The sequence below is a fragment of the Streptomyces sp. NPDC030814 genome, assembly GCF_055572155.1.
In genome coordinates this window covers 54086-72489 of the sequence record NZ_JBVIDX010000027.1, presented here as the reverse complement: position 1 = coordinate 72489, position 18404 = coordinate 54086, and the positions used below count along the sequence as shown (strand labels likewise).

18 protein-coding genes are annotated in these 18404 nt (G+C 71.2%); 9 read left to right on the top strand and 9 right to left on the bottom strand.

What is annotated here, in order from left to right; translation table 11 throughout:
* Positions 1-108: 108 nt before the first annotated feature.
* The 5 genes from ACZ43N_RS35865 to ACZ43N_RS35845 all read right to left on the bottom strand — a co-directional run bounded on the left by ACZ43N_RS35865 (position 109) and on the right by ACZ43N_RS35845 (position 3029).
* Positions 109-741, bottom strand: coding sequence for a TetR/AcrR family transcriptional regulator (locus ACZ43N_RS35865; protein ID WP_468103229.1), 633 nt, complete (start codon positions 739-741; stop codon positions 109-111).
* Positions 738-1457 carry a DUF4166 domain-containing protein gene (locus ACZ43N_RS35860; RefSeq protein ID WP_468103228.1) on the bottom strand — a complete coding sequence of 240 codons (720 nt, stop codon included), beginning with the start codon at positions 1455-1457 and terminating at the stop codon, positions 738-740. Before ACZ43N_RS35860 ends, ACZ43N_RS35865 begins: the two co-directional genes overlap by 4 nt.
* 5 nt (positions 1458-1462) lie before the next feature.
* The gene (locus ACZ43N_RS35855) at positions 1463-2218 is read right to left on the bottom strand and encodes a hypothetical protein (protein ID WP_468103227.1); all 756 of its coding nucleotides are present in this window, start codon (positions 2216-2218) and stop codon (positions 1463-1465) included.
* A gap of 176 nt (positions 2219-2394) precedes the next feature.
* A complete protein-coding gene (locus ACZ43N_RS35850; RefSeq protein WP_468103226.1) occupies positions 2395-2688 on the bottom strand; it encodes an MTH1187 family thiamine-binding protein in 294 nt (97 codons plus the stop codon).
* Positions 2685-3029: a DUF3817 domain-containing protein gene (locus ACZ43N_RS35845; RefSeq protein ID WP_468103225.1), complete on the bottom strand. Its 345-nt coding sequence runs from the start codon at positions 3027-3029 to the stop codon at positions 2685-2687. The genes ACZ43N_RS35850 and ACZ43N_RS35845 overlap by 4 nt, the downstream gene beginning before the upstream one ends.
* Before the next feature lie 178 nt (positions 3030-3207).
* Between ACZ43N_RS35845 and ACZ43N_RS35840 the strand changes: the two genes are divergently transcribed.
* The 4 genes from ACZ43N_RS35840 to ACZ43N_RS35825 all read left to right on the top strand — a co-directional run bounded on the left by ACZ43N_RS35840 (position 3208) and on the right by ACZ43N_RS35825 (position 5880).
* Complete coding sequence (locus tag ACZ43N_RS35840) at positions 3208-3840, top strand: AIM24 family protein (RefSeq protein ID WP_468103257.1); 633 nt, start codon at positions 3208-3210, stop codon at positions 3838-3840.
* A gap of 1 nt (position 3841) precedes the next feature.
* Positions 3842-4492, top strand: coding sequence for an AIM24 family protein (locus ACZ43N_RS35835; RefSeq protein ID WP_468103224.1), 651 nt, complete (start codon positions 3842-3844; stop codon positions 4490-4492).
* Positions 4493-4494: 2 nt separating this feature from the next.
* On the top strand, positions 4495-5292 hold the full coding sequence (locus ACZ43N_RS35830) for an AIM24 family protein (RefSeq protein WP_468103256.1): 798 nt from the start codon (positions 4495-4497) through the stop codon (positions 5290-5292).
* 111 nt (positions 5293-5403) lie between these two features.
* Positions 5404-5880 carry a MarR family winged helix-turn-helix transcriptional regulator gene (locus ACZ43N_RS35825; protein ID WP_468103223.1) on the top strand — a complete coding sequence of 159 codons (477 nt, stop codon included), beginning with the start codon at positions 5404-5406 and terminating at the stop codon, positions 5878-5880.
* Positions 5881-6011: 131 nt separating this feature from the next.
* Here ACZ43N_RS35825 and ACZ43N_RS35820 read toward each other — a convergent pair whose 3' ends face one another.
* Positions 6012-7439, bottom strand: coding sequence for a sensor histidine kinase (locus ACZ43N_RS35820; RefSeq protein ID WP_468103222.1), 1428 nt, complete (start codon positions 7437-7439; stop codon positions 6012-6014).
* Entirely contained in the window at positions 7436-8104 is a 669-nt protein-coding gene (locus tag ACZ43N_RS35815) for a response regulator transcription factor (RefSeq protein ID WP_468103221.1), read from the bottom strand. The genes ACZ43N_RS35820 and ACZ43N_RS35815 overlap by 4 nt, the downstream gene beginning before the upstream one ends.
* Before the next feature lie 171 nt (positions 8105-8275).
* Between ACZ43N_RS35815 and ACZ43N_RS35810 the strand changes: the two genes are divergently transcribed.
* On the top strand, positions 8276-8983 hold the full coding sequence (locus tag ACZ43N_RS35810) for a PepSY domain-containing protein (RefSeq protein WP_468103220.1): 708 nt from the start codon (positions 8276-8278) through the stop codon (positions 8981-8983).
* Between the two features lie 231 nt (positions 8984-9214).
* Here ACZ43N_RS35810 and meaB read toward each other — a convergent pair whose 3' ends face one another.
* Positions 9215-10171: a methylmalonyl Co-A mutase-associated GTPase MeaB gene (meaB, locus tag ACZ43N_RS35805; protein WP_468103219.1), complete on the bottom strand. Its 957-nt coding sequence runs from the start codon at positions 10169-10171 to the stop codon at positions 9215-9217.
* 46 nt (positions 10172-10217) lie between these two features.
* Positions 10218-11420: an acetyl-CoA C-acetyltransferase gene (locus tag ACZ43N_RS35800; protein WP_468103218.1), complete on the bottom strand. Its 1203-nt coding sequence runs from the start codon at positions 11418-11420 to the stop codon at positions 10218-10220.
* Between the two features lie 148 nt (positions 11421-11568).
* Here ACZ43N_RS35800 and mce point away from each other — a divergent pair, with 148 nt between their 5' ends.
* The 4 genes from mce (at position 11569) to ACZ43N_RS35780 (ending at position 18402) form a co-directional block, all read left to right on the top strand.
* Positions 11569-12009 carry a methylmalonyl-CoA epimerase gene (gene mce, locus ACZ43N_RS35795; protein WP_468103217.1) on the top strand — a complete coding sequence of 147 codons (441 nt, stop codon included), beginning with the start codon at positions 11569-11571 and terminating at the stop codon, positions 12007-12009.
* A gap of 243 nt (positions 12010-12252) precedes the next feature.
* Entirely contained in the window at positions 12253-16101 is a 3849-nt protein-coding gene (gene scy / locus ACZ43N_RS35790) for a polarized growth protein Scy (protein ID WP_468103216.1), read from the top strand.
* Positions 16102-16338: 237 nt separating this feature from the next.
* Positions 16339-17277, top strand: a complete 939-nt coding sequence (locus ACZ43N_RS35785; protein WP_159773153.1) for a coiled-coil domain-containing protein — start codon at positions 16339-16341, stop codon at positions 17275-17277.
* Between the two features lie 171 nt (positions 17278-17448).
* Positions 17449-18402 carry an ABC transporter ATP-binding protein gene (locus ACZ43N_RS35780; protein WP_468103215.1) on the top strand — a complete coding sequence of 318 codons (954 nt, stop codon included), beginning with the start codon at positions 17449-17451 and terminating at the stop codon, positions 18400-18402.
* Positions 18403-18404: the final 2 nt, after the last annotated feature.

Genomic DNA, 18404 nt, shown 5'->3' with positions numbered 1-18404 from the left:
GGCATCTGGCGGTATGTCGATCTGGGGAGGGCCGAACGGAGGGCTCTCGGCGCCTACGGCGGATGGGGGTACCACCCGGGGCGACCGGACCCGGTTCGCCGCCCTACCTCATCGCGCGGCGGTGCGCCGCAGGTGGTGGCGCACCGCGCGCTGAGCCACGGGCCCGAGCGTCTCGAGCGCGGCCACGAGCCCCGTCAGCTGTTCCAGCGCGGCCAGGGCGGAGTCCGCACCCTCCGGGTCGACGCCCTCGTACAACTCCAGCCCCACGAAGGAGGCCGCGACCGCGCGGGCGAGCCCGGAGGGGTCGGTGAACTCCCCGAGGGGCGAGAGGGCCAGCACGCGTCGCAGGACGTCCTCGATCTCGGTGATCCAGAGGTCGAGCCCCGCCGCTGTCGCGGGGGCGAGCCTCGAATGCGTCTGGGCACCGGCGAGGAGCTGGCCGAGCACGGCCACATGCCCCTGCGCGCGTTCCTCCGCGTGCATCTCCCGGCCGAAGGCGAGCAGTTCGGCCAGCGAGTCGATCCTCGCCAGCCGCTCCCGGTGGCGGGCGACCCGCTGTTCCGCGCCGTGTCGGCACGCCGCCGCCAGCAGGTCGTCGACCGACCCGAAGTGGTAGAAGACGAGCGCCTGGTTGACCCCGGCGGTGGCGGCGATCGTCCGTGCGGAGGTCTTGGCGATCCCCTGCTCGACGAGCGTTCGCAGGGCCCCCTCCAGCAACTTCGCCCTGGTCGCCTCGCTCACGCCCGCGCCTCCTCGCGGACCGGCCGCAGACCTGGCCGGACGCCGCGGACGCGGACGTCGTCGTACGTGGCGGTGAAGGAGCCCTCGTAACCGAAGAGCGGCCCGAAGTGCCGGTTCACCACCCGGACGCGGATCCGGAAGCGTCCTGTCCGCTCGTCGAACCGTTCCCGTACCTCGGCCTCACCGCCGATGACCTCGGGTACGCGTACGTCGACCGGCCCCTCCCGGAAGCGGTGCTCGCCGGAGCGGATGAGCAGCGACCCGTCGGGCTCGGCGGTGAAGTACAGATCGCTGGCGAGGTGCTGGTGGGTGCCGAGGTAGTCGAGCACGCGGTCGCCCCGCGGGCCGAGCACCATCTGGGCGTCGAAGCGGCGGGGGCGGCCGGGCAGGTCGAAGGTACGCACGAAGGTCACCGTCTCACGGCCGTGGGTGTCCAGGTACGGCACGTTCTCGATGACGAAGGGGACGTTCCGTCCCTCGCGCGGGACGAGGATGTTGCGGGTGCCGCCGAGCGCCAGGAACGGCTTCACCAGGCCCCGGCCGTGCCAGACGCGGTCCATCGTCCCCCGGCCGGTGCACGCCTCGCCGCCGGCCAGGCCGACGGAGAAGCGGCGGCGCAGCTCCGGGTGGAGCCGGTCGAAGTCCGCTCCCATCACCGTCCGGAAGATCGAGGGCGAGGACGGCGTCGCGGAGGCCTTCGGGGTCAGGAGTTCCATGGCTGTCAGCGCTCCAGGGTCGCGAGGAGACGTGGGGCACGCGTGCGTGCGGGTGGCGTGCGCAGACAGCGCCGGGCCGACGGCGTACCGGGCAGGGGCGGCACGATCAGGGCCGCCAGGACCGCCGCCACGGCCGTCACGGGTGTCGCGAACAGCGCCGGCGAGGCCAGGGGACCCGCCGGGTCCCACAGCGCCCCGTACACCAGGCCGGCGCAGGCCGCCGCGATCACGAGCGCGCGTACGACGACCTCGGCGAGCCAGCGGCGCAGCGCCCGCTCGGGGGTGATGTCGCGCTCCAGCCACAGCCTCAGACGGTCGAAGGACCAGGCGGTGGCCCAGCCCATGAGCGGGCGGAACAGCAGCCGGTCGGCGACGGCGCCGGGACGGCCCCAGCGGGGGCGGTAGTCGTAGCCGGTGAGGAAGCGGACCCCGTCGCCGTCGGGTACGTAACGCCAGTAGCCGCTGCCCTCGGCGAGCAGCGAGAGCGGATGCGCCGAGGCGAAGCGCAGGGCGGAGGTCCGGGTGCCGTCCGGCCGCTCCTTCTCTCCGGCCGAGATGCCCGTACCGGCGATCATCAGACCGGGGAGCACCCGGGTCGCGTACCGGAAGCGCTGCGGCTCGCCCTCGGCGCGCGGAAGGTGGGCGATCTCGGTGAAACGCAGGTCCCAGCGCTGGTGCCGGTGCGGCTCCTGGGTGCGCGCCCACAGGTCGTCGAGATCGGCCCGGATGCGGGCCTCTACGTAGAGACTCTTCTGTCTCATCTGCGTCCCCCCAGGTCCGTACGGGTTTTGAGCGATCGCTCAAAACGACTGATCGAAACCGTACACGGGTTTGAGCGATCGCTCAAACCTCTGACACGGGAAAACCCCGGCCCAGGGGACCGGGGTTCGGGGGATTCTCTGGTCCGGCCTGCGAGGCACCGGAACAGCGGGACGCCCTACTCGGCGAGGTGCCGCTCGACCGTCTCCACCTTCGACGTCAGACCGTCCGTCACGCCGGGGCGGATGTCCGCCTTCAGGACCAGGGAGACCCGCGGGGCGCGCTCCTCGACCACGGCGACGGCGCGGCGGACGACGTCCATGACCTCGTCCCAGTCGCCCTCGATGGACGTGAACATGGCGTCGGTGCGGTGCGGCAGACCCGATGCGCGGACGACACGGACGGCATCGGCGACGTACTCCCCCACGTCCTCGCCGACGCCGAGCGGTGTCACGGAGAAGGCGACGATCACGCGTTCACGATCCCTTCCTTGCGGGCACGGGAGGCGATCACCGCGTGCTCGGCCTCACGACGCAGCCTGCGCTCCGCGAAGAAGCCGCCGGCGGGCAGCACGGAGAGGGCGAAGTAGAGCGCGGCGGTCTTCAGCGACCACTTCGCGCGGTTCCAGGCGTCGGCCCAGAAGAGCAGGTACAGCAGGAACAGGATGGCGTGGACCCAGCCCATGACGGGCACCGCGTTGAACTCCGTGGTGCGCTTCAGCACCGAGCAGACCAGCAGCAGCAGGAAGGAGACGGCCTCGGGGGCGGAGACGAGGCGCAGGCGGCGGAGGGCAGAGGCGGTCTTGATGTCCACTGGTCACCTTCGGTGGGGTCGGCGGGCGAGTCGTCGAGCTTTGTGAACGCATGCACAAGCGTTGTCCATTCTGGCATCCGTCAACCTCCCGAATGCCCTAGGGGGTCCCTCAGGGTCGAGATCACCCTCTGGACCCTGTCCTGTCCGGCCATCGGCCGGTTACCGTCCTCCCGTGGCAATGTTCCGACTTCAAGGCAGCAAAGTGCTCGCCGTCGACATGACCGGGGACGCCGTGAAGGCGAAGAACGGCTCGATGGTCGCGTACGACGGTCAGATGTCGTTCAAGAAGCTGAGCGGCGGCGGTGAGGGCCTGCGCGGGATGGTGACGCGGCGCCTCACGGGTGAACAGATGACGTTGATGGAGGTCACCGGGCAGGGGACCTGCTGGTTCGCGGACCGGGCCTCCGAGATCAACCTCGTGAATCTTCAGGGGGACAAGCTGTACGTGGAGTCGAGCAATCTGCTCGCGACGGATTCCGGGCTGCGGACGGGCACGAGCTTCACGGGGCTGCGTGGCGCCTCGCAGGGCAACGGGCTGTTCACCACGACCATAGAAGGCCACGGCCAGGCGGCGATCATGTCCGACGGCCCGGCGGTGGTCCTGCGCGTGAGTCACCAGTACCCGCTGACGGTGGACCCGGGGGCGTACATCGCCCACCAGGGCAACCTCCAGCAGTCGTTCCAGTCCGGTGTGACGTTCCGCACGTTCCTCGGGGAGGGCGGCGGCGAGGCCTTCCAGATCCGCTTCGAGGGCGACGGCCTCGTCTACGTCCAGCCGAGCGAGCGCAACACGATCGCGGGAGACGTGTGAGATGCCCTTCCGCGAGATCAACTCGAAGATGATCGAGGCGACCGTCATGCCCGGCCAGCGGCTGTTCAGCCAGCGCGGGGCGATGCTCGCCTACAAGGGCGAGGTGTCCTTCACACCCAACATCCAGGGCGGCCAGGGCGGTATCGCGTCGATGATCGGCCGCCGGGTCGCGGGCGAGGCGACGCCGCTGATGACCGTCGAGGGCAGCGGCACGGTCCTGTTCGGTCACGGCGGCCACCACATCCAGGTGATCAACCTGACCGGTGACACGCTCTACGTCGAGGCCGACCGTCTGCTGGCCTTCGACGGCACCCTCCAGCAGGGCACGATGTTCATGGGCTCGCAGGGCGGCGTCATGGGCATGGTCCGCGGCCAGGTGACGGGACAGGGTCTGTTCACCACCACCCTCCAGGGCCACGGCGCGGTCGCCGTGATGGCGCACGGCGGCGTCATCGAGGTCCCGATCACCCCCCACCGCCCGGTCCATGTGGACCCCCAGGCGTATGTGGCCCACCACGGCGACGTACGCAACAAGCTGTCCACCGCGCTCGGCTGGCGCGACATGGTGGGCCGCGGCTCAGGCGAGGCGTTCCAGCTGGAGCTGAGCGGTAACGGCGCGGTGTACGTCCAGGCCTCGGAGGAGAAGCTGTGAGCATGTACGGGGGCCCCGTCGCCGGCCCGACCGTCTTCGACCCGATGACGCTGCCGAGCGACGACAACGTCAACAACTACACCTTCTGCGTGGAGCTCAAGGGGAGCCAGTGGTTCCTGCAGAAGGGGAAGATGATCGCCTACTACGGGCAGATGGAGTTCAACGGCGTCGGGCACGGCCGGCTGGACCGTCTTGTCCGTACGTCCTTCCATTCGCCTCTGCACGCGAGCGACTGGGTCGTCGCCGAGGGCTCCGGGAAGATGCTGCTGGCCGACCGGGCCTTCGACGTCAACTCGTATGACCTGGACGACGGCAACCTGACCATTCGCTCCGGCAACCTCCTCGCTTTTCAGCCAAGTCTCGCGCTGAAGCAGTCCATCGTTCCGGGGTTCCTGACGCTGATCGGAACCGGGAAGTTCGTGGCCGCCTCCAACGGCCCGGTGGTGTTCATGGAACCCCCCATCCGGGTCGACCCGCAGGCCCTGGTCGGGTGGGCCGACTGCCCCTCCCCCTGCCACCACTACGACCACGGGTACATGACCGGGGTAATGGGCGGTCTACGTGCACTGACGGGGATCGGCGGCGCCTCCGGCGAGGAGCACCAGTTCGAGTTCGTCGGGGCGGGCACGGTACTGCTCCAGTCGTCCGAAACCCTCATGGCCGAGCAGGCCACGGGCATGGTTCCGCACGAACCGGGGGTACCCGGCGGTGGAGGGGTACCGGGCCACCACGGGCAGCAAGGCGGCGCACCGCGCCTTCCCGGACAGCTGGGGGACCTCCAGCGTCGCTTCGGGCTGTGAGCGGTAGTCTGCGGAGTGTGACATCGAACGTGTGCACGCCGGCATGTTCCGACACGCACCACCACAACCCCTCACTAGTTCACCTTTCAACCTTTTAGGTAGACTTCATTCATGGAGACCGAGACGGCCACGCGCTGGCTGACCGAGGCGGAGCAGTGCGCTTGGCGCACCCATCTGGACGTCAACCGACTGTTGACGCACCAGCTCGAAAGGGATCTGCAGCCGTTCGGCCTGACAATGAACGACTACGAGATCCTGGTGAACCTTTCCGAGTCGGAGGGCCTGCGGATGCGGATGAGCGATCTCGCTTCCGCGACCCTCCAGTCCAAGAGCCGCCTCTCGCACCAGATCACCCGCATGGAGAACGCGAACCTGGTGCGCCGGGAGAACTGCGAGTCCGACCGGCGCGGGCTGTTCGCCGTGCTCACCGAGCACGGCCTGGAGACCATGCAGCGGGTCGCGCCGCATCATGTGGCCTCCGTGCGGCGGCACTTCATCGATCTGCTGCCGGAGGAGGCGCTGGAGGACCTGCACAAGTCGCTGACGCCGGTCGCGGAGCACTTGCGGAGCCATCGCGGCAAGCCGTAGCGCTCCGCTTGGGGGTCGGGAAACGACGGGGGCTGCGGGTCTCTTCTCGACCGCGGGCACGTCGTGGCTGGTCACGCAGTTCCCCGCGCCCCTGGGTTGCTCGGGGGCCCCGTAGGTCGAGGAAGGCGCCCTCAGGTCTCCTTAGGGAGGCGTAGTTCGAAGAGGGCGCCGCCTTCCTGGGCGTCCCGGACGGTCAGGGTGCCTCCGTGGCGTCGGGCGATGTCCCTGGCTATGGCCAGGCCCAGGCCGGCGCCGCCGTCGTCGCGGGCCCGCGACTCGTCCAGGCGGACGAAGCGTTCGAAGATGCGGTCGCGGTCGGCGAGGGGGACCCCCGAGCCGTCGTCGACGACCTGGAGGACCGCCTGGCCGGCCTCGGAGCGCAGGGTGACCGCGACCCGGTCGCGGGCGTGCCGGGCGGCGTTGTCCAGCAGGTTGCCGAGGACACGGCAGATCTGGTTGCGGGAGCCGCGCACCTCCAGCGACGCCACGCTGTCGAGGGCCACCCCCGTACGGGAGTCCACCTCTTCCCGTACGACCCCCGCCAGGTCGAAGCGCGCGTCCGGTGGCGGCCGCTCCCCCGCGTCGAGGCGGGCGAGGAGCAGCAGGTCGGCGGCGAGACTCTGCAGCCGTACGGTGTCCTCCAGGGCCCCGTCCAGGTCCAGCAGCCCCGGGTGCGCGGCACCCACTTCCAGCTGGGTGCGCAGGGACGCGATGGGGCTGCGCAGTTCGTGCGAGGCGTCGGCGACGAACGCGCGCTGCCGTTCGACCGAACTCTCCAGCGCGGCGAGGGTCTCGTTCGTCGTTCGGGCCAGGCGGGCGACCTCGTCGTGGGTGTCCGGTTCCGGAACGCGCCGCGACAGGTCCTCGGAGGCCGTGATGGCGGCCATCTCGGCGCGGATGCCCTCGACGGGGCGCAGCGCCCGCCGGGTGACGAGGTACGTCACCCCGCTGACCGTCAGCAGGAGCAGCGGCAGCCCGATGAGCATGGTGGTCAACGCGGTGTCGACGGCGTCCCGTTCGACGGAGAGCGGCGCTCCCGCGTAGACGGTGAGCGGAACGCCACCCTTCGTGATCACGTCGACGGCGGCGAACCGGTAGTCCGCCGTCTGCCCCTCGACGGTCGCGGTGCCCTCGCCGTACCAGGTCTCGTCGGCGACCTCCCCGGCCTTGAGCCGGTCCGCGTCCTCGGCCTCCCGGTCGCCCTCGGCCCGGTCGTCGGCGTCGTCGTTGGTCTCGGAGTTCAGCCGCTCCGAGGCGACGGCGCTGACGCTGATGCCCTCGACGTCCTCGCCGACCACGACGGGCTGCTGTCTGCGGTCGAGGATCTCGACGGGGTTCTCGTCGCCGTCCGGCAGGTTCAGCTTGTCGTACGCGAAGCCGTGGGCGAGCGCCGATGCGGCGCTGCGGGCCACGGAGTCGGCCTCGGCGTCCGCCTTGTCGACGAGGGTGAACCGCAGCGAGAGCAGCACGGCGGCGCCCGCGGCGACCAGGGCGACGGCGACGACGACGGTCGCGGCGAGGGTGGCACGGGCCCGTACGGAGCCGAGACGGCGCTTCACGGGCGGGCCTCCAGCCTGTATCCGGCGCCGCGGACGGTCTTGATGAGCGTCGGGCCCAGCTTGCGGCGCAGGGTGCTGATGTAGACCTCGACTATGTTCGGGTCGCCCTCGTAGGCGAAGTCCCAGACGTGCTCCAGGACGGCAGCCTTCGAGACGACCTCACCCGCTCTGAGCACGAGCTGTTCGAGGACGGAGAACTCCTTCGCGGTCAGGGTGACCTCGTCGTCGGCGAGGAACACGCGCCGGGCGGCGGTGTCGACCCTCAGATCACCGACCGTGTGCACGGGCGCGGCCCGGCCGGCCGGGCCGCGTCGCCTGAGCAGCGCCTTCACCCGGGCGACGAGAACCACGTACGAGAACGGCTTGGTGAGGTAGTCGTCGGCGCCCGTGTCGAGTCCCTCGGCCTCGTCGTACTCGCCGTCCTTCGCGGTGAGCATCAGGATCGGCACGTCGTGGCCGGCGGCGCGCAGGGCGGCACACACGCGGTAGCCGTTCATGCCGGGGAGCATGATGTCGAGGATGACGAGGTCGTGGACGCCCTCGCTCGCCAGGTGCAGGCCCTCCCGACCGTCGTGGACGACGTCCACCGCGAAGCCCTCGGCCGTCAGCCCCTTGGCCAGGGACACCGCGAGCCGCTTCTCATCTTCCACGATCAACAGGCGCATGGGTTCAGCTTGGCAAAACGAACCTGAAGCAATCTTCAGGGGGCTTCAGGTCCGCTTCAGCGTCGCTCGGCCAGATTGGTTCCCGTCGAAAGCAGACGAGGCACACAAGCCAGCACAACCGGTGACATCCCCTGCCACCGGTTGCGACCAGTCGCATTCCGGAGGAATCCCATGAAGCGCAACATCGTCATCGCCACCGTCGCGGCCGCTGCCCTGATCGGCGGAGGCACAGCGACCGCCATCGCGGTCGCGGGTGACGACGAGGCGCCGGCGAAGAAGACGGTGACCGTGTCCAACAACGACGACAACGACCGCGACGACGCCCAGGACACCGACGACACCGCCGAGGACAAGGCGGAGGACCAGGCCGAGGACCGGACCGCCCGCGACAAGGACGAGGACGCCGAGGACAAGACCGAGAACGCGGCCGACGCCAAGGCCGCGCAGATCACGGCCGCCGACGCGATCAAGGCGGCGCTGAAGCACACGTCCGGTACGGCGGTCTCGGCCGACCTGGACGACGAGGGCACGACCCATGTGTGGGACGTCGACGTGCTGACGGGCGGCGGTGCCTGGCACAGCATCCAGATCGACCCCGCCACCGGGAAGGTCCTCGGCTCGCACACCGAGAAGGACGACGACGGTGACGACGCCGCCGAGACCGCGCAGATCCGGGACGCGCTCCAGGGCAGCTCCGTGACCGCGGCGGAGGCCGCGGAGGCCGCCGCCGCCAAGGGCACGGTCACCTCGGTCGACCTCGACGAGGAGAGCCGGGACCGGGCCTGGGAGGTCGGCACGACCGCCGCGGACGGGACGGGCAGCGACTGGCGCGTCGCGCTGGACACGGGGAAGGTCGCCGCCGACCGCACGAACGACTGACGGGGCGTTCGGGCCGTGGGTCAGCCGCGGCCCGGTGGGGGCCGGTCGCGCCCACGCGGCGGAGCCGCACCTGTCACCGCCCCGCGCCCCTGAAAAGCGACCGGGGCTGCGCCCCGTGCTTCCGGATGAAGGGCGGGCCGCAGGCCCGACCTTCAGGGGCGCGGGGACCTGCGCGAGAAACCACGCACCACCCGCCCGCCGAAGCACGCGCCCCCCAACCCCTGAGGCGTCCTACCCCTCCGTCAGGCCGGCGACCAGTTCGTCGGCCGCCCGGTAGGGGTCCAGCTCCCCCGCCATGATCCGCTCCGCGAGCGCGCTCAGACGGCGGTCACCGTGCAGGTCCCCGATCCGTTCCCGCAGCGCGGTCACCGCGATCGTCTCGACCTCCCGCGCCGCCCGCGCGAGCCGCCGCTCGGCGAGCACCCCCCGCTCCTCCATCCACGCCCGGTGCTTCTCCAGCGCCTCGACGACCTCGTCGACGCCCTCGCTCCGCGCCGCGACCGTCTTGACGATCGGCGGCCGCCAGTCGCCGGGGCCCCGCGACTCCCCGAGCCCCAGCATGTGGTTCAGCTCGCGCGCGGTCGCGTCGGCGCCGTCCCGGTCGGCCTTGTTGACGACGTAGACGTCTCCGATCTCCAGGATCCCGGCCTTGGCCGCCTGGATGCCGTCGCCCATGCCGGGCGCCAGCAGCACCACCGACGTGTCGGCCTGGGAGGCGATCTCCACCTCGGACTGGCCGACACCGACCGTCTCGACCAGCACCACGTCGCAGCCCGCCGCGTCGAGGACGCGGATCGCCTGCGGCGCCGCCCAGGCGAGGCCGCCGAGGTGGCCGCGGGTCGCCATGGAGCGGATGTAGACGCCGGGGTCGGAGGCGTGCTCCGACATCCGGACGCGGTCGCCGAGCAGCGCGCCCCCGGAGAACGGCGAGGACGGGTCGACCGCGAGCACGCCGACCCGCTTGCCGGCCCTGCGGTACGCGGTGACCAGCGCCGACGTGGACGTGGACTTGCCCACGCCCGGTGAACCGGTCAGACCCACCACGTACGCCCCGCCGGTCAGGGGGGCCAGCGCCGCCATCACCTCGCGCAGTTGCGGGGACGCCCCCTCCACCAGGGAGATCAGCCGGGCGACGGCACGCGGCCGTCCTTCCCTGGCCTGGGCCACCAGCGTGGGGACGTCCTGCATCACAGCTCCGTTCGGAATAGCCACGTACACCTGAGAAGGGAAGGCCTCAGGCCTTGGGTACCCGCACGATCAGCGCGTCACCCTGACCACCGCCACCGCACAGCGCGGCCGCGCCGACGCCGCCGCCGCGCCGCCTCAGCTCCAGCGCGAGGTGGAGGACGAGACGGGCACCGGACATGCCGATCGGGTGACCGAGGGCGATGGCCCCGCCGTTGACGTTCACCTTTTCCGGGGACACCCCGAGGTCCTTCATTGACTGTACGGCGACCGCCGCGAAGGCCTCGTTGATCTCGATGAGATCGAGGTCCGCCACGTCCAGGCCGTCCTTCTTCAGGGCGTGCTGGATCGCGTTGGACGGCTGCGACTGCAAAGAGTTGTCCGGTCCGGCGACGTTCCCGTGGGCACCGATCTCGGCGAGCCACTGAAGGCCGAGCTCCTCGGCCTTCTCCTTGCTCATCACGACCACGGCCGCCGCACCGTCCGAGATCTGCGAGGCCGAACCCGCGGTGATCGTGCCGTCCTTGGCGAACGCCGGCCGCAGCTTGCCCAGCGACTCGGCGGTGGTCTCGCCCCGGATGCCCTCGTCCTGGCTGAAGACGACCGGCTCGCCCTTGCGCTGCGGGATCTCCACGGGGGTGATCTCGGCGTCGAAGATGCCGTTCTTCTGCGCGGCGGCCGCGCGCTGGTGGGACAGGGCGGAGAACTCGTCCTGCTCCGGCCGGAGGATGCCGAGGCGGGTGTTGTGCTTCTCGGTGGACTCGCCCATGGCGATGCCCTCGAAGGAGTCCGTCAGCCCGTCGTACGCCATCGCGTCGAGCATCTGGATCGCACCGTACTTGTAGCCCTCACGGGACTTCGGCAGCAGGTGCGGGGCGTTGGTCATGGACTCCTGGCCACCGGCGACGACCACGTCGAACTCACCGGCGCGGATCAACTGGTCGGCGAGCGCGATGGCGTCCAGGCCCGACAGACACACCTTGTTGATCGTGAGGGCGGGCACGTTCATCGGGATGCCCGCCTTGACCGCGGCCTGGCGCGCCGGGATCTGCCCTGCCCCGGCCTGGAGCACCTGGCCCATGATCACGTACTGCACCTGGTCGCCACCGATCCCCGCACGGTCGAGGGCGGCCTTGATCGCGAAGCCGCCGAGGTCGGCTCCGGAGAAGGACTTCAGCGAACCGAGCAACCGCCCCATGGGCGTACGCGCGCCCGCGACGATCACCGAGGTCCTGCCGTTCGTTCCAGTCATGAGGTGCGATCCCCTTCCAGCCTGTACGGCCGAGGAGTGAACGAGGGTTTACTTCGAATGTACTGAGTGGCACTCCGTGCCGTCACCGGGCGGTGAGTGTGATCGCTGGCACGTTGCGTAACGGCGCGAGGAGCGCTGCACTGACACCATGCTGACGCGAATCGACCACATCGGGATCGCCTGTTTCGACCTCGACAAGACCGTCGAGTTCTACCGGGCCACATACGGCTTCGAGGTGTACCACTCCGAGGTCAACGAGGAGCAGGGCGTGCGCGAGGCCATGCTCAGGATCAACAGCACGGACGACGGCGGCGCCTCCTATCTGCAGCTCCTGGAGCCGACCCGCGAGGACTCCACCGTCGCCAAGTGGCTGGCGAAGAACGGCGAGGGGGTGCACCACATCGCCTTCGGCACGGCGGATGTGGACGCCGACGCGGCCGCGATCAAGGACAAGGGCGTCCGCGTCCTGTACGAGGAGCCGCGACGCGGTTCCATGGGGTCACGGATCACGTTCCTGCACCCCAAGGATTGTCATGGAGTACTGACGGAACTGGTCACTTCGGCGCCAGTTGAGTCACCTGAGCACTGACCCCCGTACATATGGGCCGGTAGGGTTGGGGGCGGCCGTCCCCTTTACCGGGCGACGGCCCGGGTCCTGCCGCCTTCCGACGGCGGGACCCAAGGGCCGGGGTCCAGGTTTCGGGGGACGAGGGTTAGGGCGGCAGCCCGTGCTCCGCCGTTGATCTGACACCATTCCCCGGGGGCCCCGTTCGCCGGTTGGACGGAGCTCGTTTGTCAGAGGTTGCGACCAGGGGACGGATGGGACCGCGCAGTGCGGGGCTACGAACGCCAGGAGCGAGAGCCGGCGGCTGACGTCGACCACCTCTCTCGGTTCGAGGCCGAGATGGAGCGGCTGAAGACCGAGCGGGAGAAGGCGATCCAGCACGCCGAGGACCTCGGCTACCAGGTCGAGGTGCTGCGCGCCAAGCTGCACGAGGCGCGCCGCACCCTCATGTCCCGGCCCGCCTACGACGGCGCCGACCTCGGATACCAGGCGGAGCAGATGCTCCGCCAGGCCCAGATGCAGGCCGACCAGTTGCGCGCCGACGCCGAGCGCGAGCTGAGCCAGGCCCGGGCGCAGACGCAGCGGATCCTCCAGGAGCACGCCGAGCAGGCCGCGCGCCTCCAGGCGGAGCTGCATCAGGAGGCGGTCACCCGTCGCCAGCAGCTCGACCAGGAACTGTCCGAGCGCCGCCAGACCGTCGAGTCGCACGTCAACGAGAACGTGGCGTGGGCCGAGCAGCTGCGGGCCCGCTCCGAGCAGCAGGCCCGCCGGCTCGTCGACGAGTCCCGCGCCGAGGCCGAGCAGGCGCTGGCCGCCGCCCGCGCCGAAGCGGAGCGGCTCACGAACGAGGCCCGCCAGCGTCTCCAGAGTGACGCCGAGGCCGCCCGCGCCGAGGCCGACCAGATCCTGCGCCGCGCCCGGGCCGAGGCCGAGCGGCTGCTGAACGCGGCGTCCACGCAGGCCCAGGAGGCCACCGAGCACGCCGAGCAGCTGCGCTCCTCCTCGGCCACCGAGTCGGACAGCGCCCGCCGTCAGGCCGCCGAGCTGAGCCGGGCCGCCGAGCAGCGCATGGCGGAGGCCGAGGCGGCGCTGCGCGAGGCGCGGGCCGAGGCGGAGAAGGTGGTCACCGAGGCGAAGGAGAACGCGGCCAAGGCCCTCTCCTCCGCCGAGTCGACCAACGAGCAGCGCACCCGCACGGCCAAGGAGCAGGTCGCCCGGCTGGTCGAGGAGGCCACGAAGGAGGCCGAGGCCACCAAGGCGGCCGCCGAGGAAGTAGTCGCCGACGCCAAGGCCGAGGCGGAGAAGCTGCTCGCCGAGGCGGCGGAGAAGGCCCGCTCGCTCACCGCGGAGGAGTCCGCCTCCCAGCTCGCCAAGACGGCCAAGACCGCCGAGGACGTGCTGAACAAGGCGTCCGAGGACGCCCGCAGGACGACCAAGGCGGCCGCCGAGGAGGCCGAGCGGATCCGCAAGGAGGCCGAGGCCGAGGCGGACCGGCTGCGCGCCGAGGCGCACGACCTCGCCGAGCAGCTCAAGGGCGCGGCGAAGGACGACACCAAGGAGTACCGCGCCAAGACGGTCGAGCTGCAGGAGGAGGCGCGCCGGCTGCGCGGCGAGGCCGAGCAGCTGCGGGCGGACGCGGTCGCCGAGGGCGAGCGGATCCGGTCCGAGGCGCGGCGGGAGGCCGTCCAGCAGATCGAGGAGGCGGCGAAGACCGCCGAGGAACTGCTCGCCAAGGCGAAGGCGGACGCGGACGAGCTGCGGCAGACGGCCACCGCGGACAGCGAGAAGGTCCGCACGGAGGCCATCGAGCGCGCCTCGGCGCTGCGCCGCCAGGCCGAGGAGACGCTGGAGCGCACCCGCAAGGAGGCCGAGCGGCACCGGGCCGAGGTCGAGGAGCAGTCCGAGGAGCTGAAGGCCGACGCCGAGCGCGCCGTCCGTGAGCTGCGCGAGGAGGCCGAGCGGGGCATCGCGGCCCGTGAGGCGGAGGCCGCCGAGGGGCTGGCCCGGCTGCACACGGACGCCGAGCAGCGGCTCACCTCCGCCGAGGAGGCGCTCACCGACGCCCGCGCGGAGGCGGAGCGGATCCGCCGTGAGGCCGCCGAGGAGGCGGACCGGCTGCGCACCGAGGCCGCCGAGCGCATCCGTACGCTCCAGGCGCAGGCCGAGGCCGAGGCCGAGCGGCTGCGGGACGAGGCCGCGTCGGACGCGTCCGCGTCGCGTGCCGAGGGTGAGGCCGTCGCGGTACGTCTGCGGTCGGAGGCCGCGGCCGAGGCGGAGCGGCTGAAGTCGGAGGCACAGGACACCGCGGACCGGGTGCGGGCGGAGGCGCAGGCCGCCGCCGAGCGGCTCGCCGCGGAGGCCTCGGAGACGCTGGCCGCCGCGCAGGAGGAGGCCGCCCGGCGCCGCCGCGAGGCCGAGGAACTCCTCGGCTCGGCCCGGCAGGAGGCCGACCAGGAGCGCCGACGGGCCCGCGAGCAGAGCGAGGAGCTGCTGGCTTCCGCGCGCAAGCGTGTGGAGGAGGCCGAGACCGAGGCCGTACGGCTGGTCGAGGAGGCCGAGCGGCGCGCCACGGAGATGGTGTCGGCCGCCGAGCAGCACGCCCAGCAGGTACGGGACTCCGTCGCCGGGCTGCAGGAGCAGGCCCAGGAGGAGATCGCCGGGCTGCGCAACGCGGCGGAGCACGCGGCGGAGCGCACGCGCCGGGAGGCCGAGGAGGAGGCGGACCGGGTCCGCGCCGACGCCTACGCGGAGCGGGAGCGGGCCACCGACGACGCCAACCGGGTGCGCCGCGAGGCCCGTGAGGAGACGGACGCGGCGAAGGCGCTCGCCGAGCGCACGGTTTCGGAGGCCATCGCCGAGGCGGACCGTGTCCGTTCGGAGGCGTCCGAGCACGCCCAGCGGGTCCGTACGGAGGCCTCGGACACCATCGCGCGCGCCGACCAGGACGCCACGCGCACCCGGGCGGAGGCACGCGAGGACGCCAACCGCATCCGTTCGGACGCGGCCACGCAGGCCGACACCCTCATCACCGAGGTCACCGCCGAGGCGGAGCGGCTGACGCGGGAGACCAACGAGGAGGCCGAGCGTGTCCGGGCGGAGTCCGTCGCCCAGGCCGAGCAGCTGATCGCGGAGGCGACCGACGACGCGGAGCGGCTGCGGGCGGAGGCCGCCGAGACGGTCGGTTCCGCGCAGCAGCACGCGGAGCGCCTTCGCAGCGATGCCGAGCGGGTCCGGGCCGAGGCGGAGGCGGAGGCGGAGCGGCTCACGTCGGCCGCCCGCGAGGAGGCCGACCGGACGCTCGACGAGGCCCGCAAGGACGCCAACAAGCGGCGCTCGGAGGCCGCGGAGCAGGTCGACACGCTCATCACGGAGACCGCGGCGGAGGCCGACAAGCTGCTCGCGGAGGCGCAGAAGCAGGCGCTGAAGACCACCGCGGACGCTGAGGCGCAGGCCGACGCCATGGTGGGCGCGGCCCGCTCGGAGGCCGAGCGGCTGCTCTCCTCGGCGACCGTCGAGGGCAACACCACGGTGGAGAAGGCCCGCCAGGACGCCGACGAGCTGCTGGTCGGCGCGCGGCGGGACGCGACCGCCATCAGGGAGCGGGCGGAGGAGCTCCGCGAGCGGATCACGGCTGAGATCGAGGCGCTGCACGAGCGGGCCCGCCGTGAGTCCGCCGAGACGATGAAATCCGCCGGCGACCGTTGTGACGCGCTCATCAAGGCCGCCGAGGAGCAGTTGGAGAAGGCCCAGGCAAAGGCCAAGGAGATCGTTTCCGAGGCGAACTCCGAGGCCGGCAAGGTGCGTATCGCCGCCGTGAAGAAGGCCGAGGGTCTTCTGAAGGAGGCGGAGCAGAAGAAGTCCACGCTCATCCGCGAGGCCGAGGAGCTGAAGGCCGAGGCGATCCGCGAGGCCCGCCGTACGGTCGAGGAGGGCAAGCGGGAACTCGAGGTGCTGGTCCGGCGCCGCGAGGACATCAATGCGGAGATCTCCCGTGTCCAGGACGTCCTGGAGGCGTTGGAGTCTTTTGAGGCCCCGTCGAGCGGCAAGGACGGTGGAGTCAGGGCGGGCGCCGCAGCGGGCGCTACTCGTTCGGGTGGTAAGTCGTCAGACGGCTAGCGGGTGCCGGGCCGTTGCGGGTATGGTCCGCGCCGCCCGGTCCACCGCATACACCTCATTGTGTTGTTCCTGTGCTCGCCAGGGCCTTGACGCAAAGTTTCTGGCAAGTATTCCGATGGTCGGCCACTCAAAAGGGGTGTCATTCTCCAGATCAAACGTGCATCTGCTCGATGACACGCCGCTTCGCCCCCTAGGATTCCACCTATCACCTCACCGGTCTCATTCGACAGGAACCCCATGAGCGACACTTCCCCCTACGGCTTCGAGCTTGTGCGGCGTGGATACGACCGCGCTCAGGTGGACGAACGTATCTCCAAGCTCGTCTCCGACCGTGACTCCGCTCTCGCCCGCATCACCGCGCTCGAAAAGCGCATCGAGGAGCTCCACCTCGAGACGCAGAACGCCCAGGCCGCGGTCACCGACGCGGAGCCGTCCTACGCCGGTCTCGGCGCCCGCGTCGAAAAGATCCTCCGCCTCGCCGAGGAGGAGGCGAAGGACCTGCGCGAGGAGGCCCGTCGCGCCGCCGAGCAGCACCGTGAGCTCGCCGAGTCGGCGGCCCAGCAGGTGCGCAACGACGCCGAGTCGTTCGCGGCGGAGCGCAAGGCCAAGGCCGAGGACGAGGGCGTCCGGATCGTCGAGAAGGCCAAGAGCGACGCTTCGCAACTGCGTGCCGAGGCGCAGAAGGACGCGCAGTCGAAGCGCGAGGAGGCGGACGCCCTCTTCGAGGAGACCCGCGCCAAGGCCGCGCAGGCCGCCGCCGACTTCGAGACGAACCTCGCCAAGCGGCGTGAGCAGTCCGAGCGCGACCTGGCCTCGCGGCAGCAGAAGGCCGAGAAGCGCCTCGCGGAGATCGAGCACCGCGCCGAGCAGCTCCGTCTGGAGGCGGAGAAGCTGCGCACCGACGCCGAGCGCCGCGCCCGCCAGACGGTGGAGACCGCGCAGCGTCAGGCCGAGGACATCGTCGCGGACGCGAACGCCAAGGCGGACCGGATCCGTTCGGAATCCGAGCGCGAGCTGGCGGCTCTCACCAACCGCCGCGACTCCATCAACGCCCAGCTCACGAACGTGCGCGAGATGCTGGCGACGCTCACGGGTGCGGCCGTCGCCGCGGCGGGTACGCCGGCGACCGACGACGAGCCGATCTCCCGTGGTGTTCCGGCGCAGCAGACCCGGTAGCACCGCTGTGTGACGGCGCAAGCCGTGGGTTCTTGAGGGCCCGCACCTCCTTCGGGGGGTGCGGGCCCTTCGGTGTGTGGCCGGTCGCGGAGTTCCCGGTGCCTGTGGAGCGAGCCCGGGAGGCCGATTGCTCCGGTGGCAGGGGTACGGGCCGCGTTCTAGCGTGGCCGCATGATCGAACTCGAGGGGTTGACCAAGCGGTACGGGGAGAAGGTGGCGGTCAACAACCTCTCCTTCGCGGTCAGGCCCGGCATGGTGACGGGGTTTCTCGGGCCGAACGGTGCGGGGAAGTCGACGACGATGCGGATGATTCTCGGGCTCGACCGGCCGACCGCGGGGGACGTACGCATCGACGGAACGCACTACGACCGGCTCAGGGACCCGCTGAAGTACATCGGCGCACTGCTCGACGCCAAGGCCGTGCACGGCGGGCGGAGCGCGTTCAACCATTTGCTGTGCCTCGCGCAGAGCAACTCGATTCCCCGGGCACGCGTGCACGAGGTGCTGGAGACGGTCGGGCTCACCCCGGTCGCCCGGAAGAAGGCGAAGGGCTTCTCCCTCGGTATGGGGCAGCGGCTCGGCATCGCGGGCGCCCTGCTCGGCGACCCGCGGATCCTGATGTTCGACGAACCGGTCAACGGCCTCGACCCCGAAGGCATCCACTGGATCCGCAATCTGATGAAGTCCCTGGCCGCCCAGGGCCGGACGGTGTTCGTGTCGTCCCACCTGATGAGCGAGATGGCCCTGACCGCCGACCACCTGGTCGTGATCGGACAAGGGCGGCTGCTGGCGGACACCTCCATGGCCGACTTCATCCAGCGGAACTCACGCTCGTACGTGCGGATCCGCACCCCGCAGCGCGAGCGGCTGCTCGATGTGCTGGCGAGGGCCGGGATCACCGTCGTGGAGACGGGGAACGGCGCGCTCGAAGTGGACGGCGGCAAGGCCGAGCGGATCGGGGAGCTGGCGGCCCGGCACCAGGTCGTCCTGCATGAGCTGAGCCCGCAACAGGCCTCGCTCGAGGAGGCTTTCATGCGGCTGACGGCGGAGTCGGTGGAGTACCACGCCCATTCCGAGACCACCCCCGCCCCGGCGTGGGGCGAGGGCTGGAAGGGAGGACGCTGACC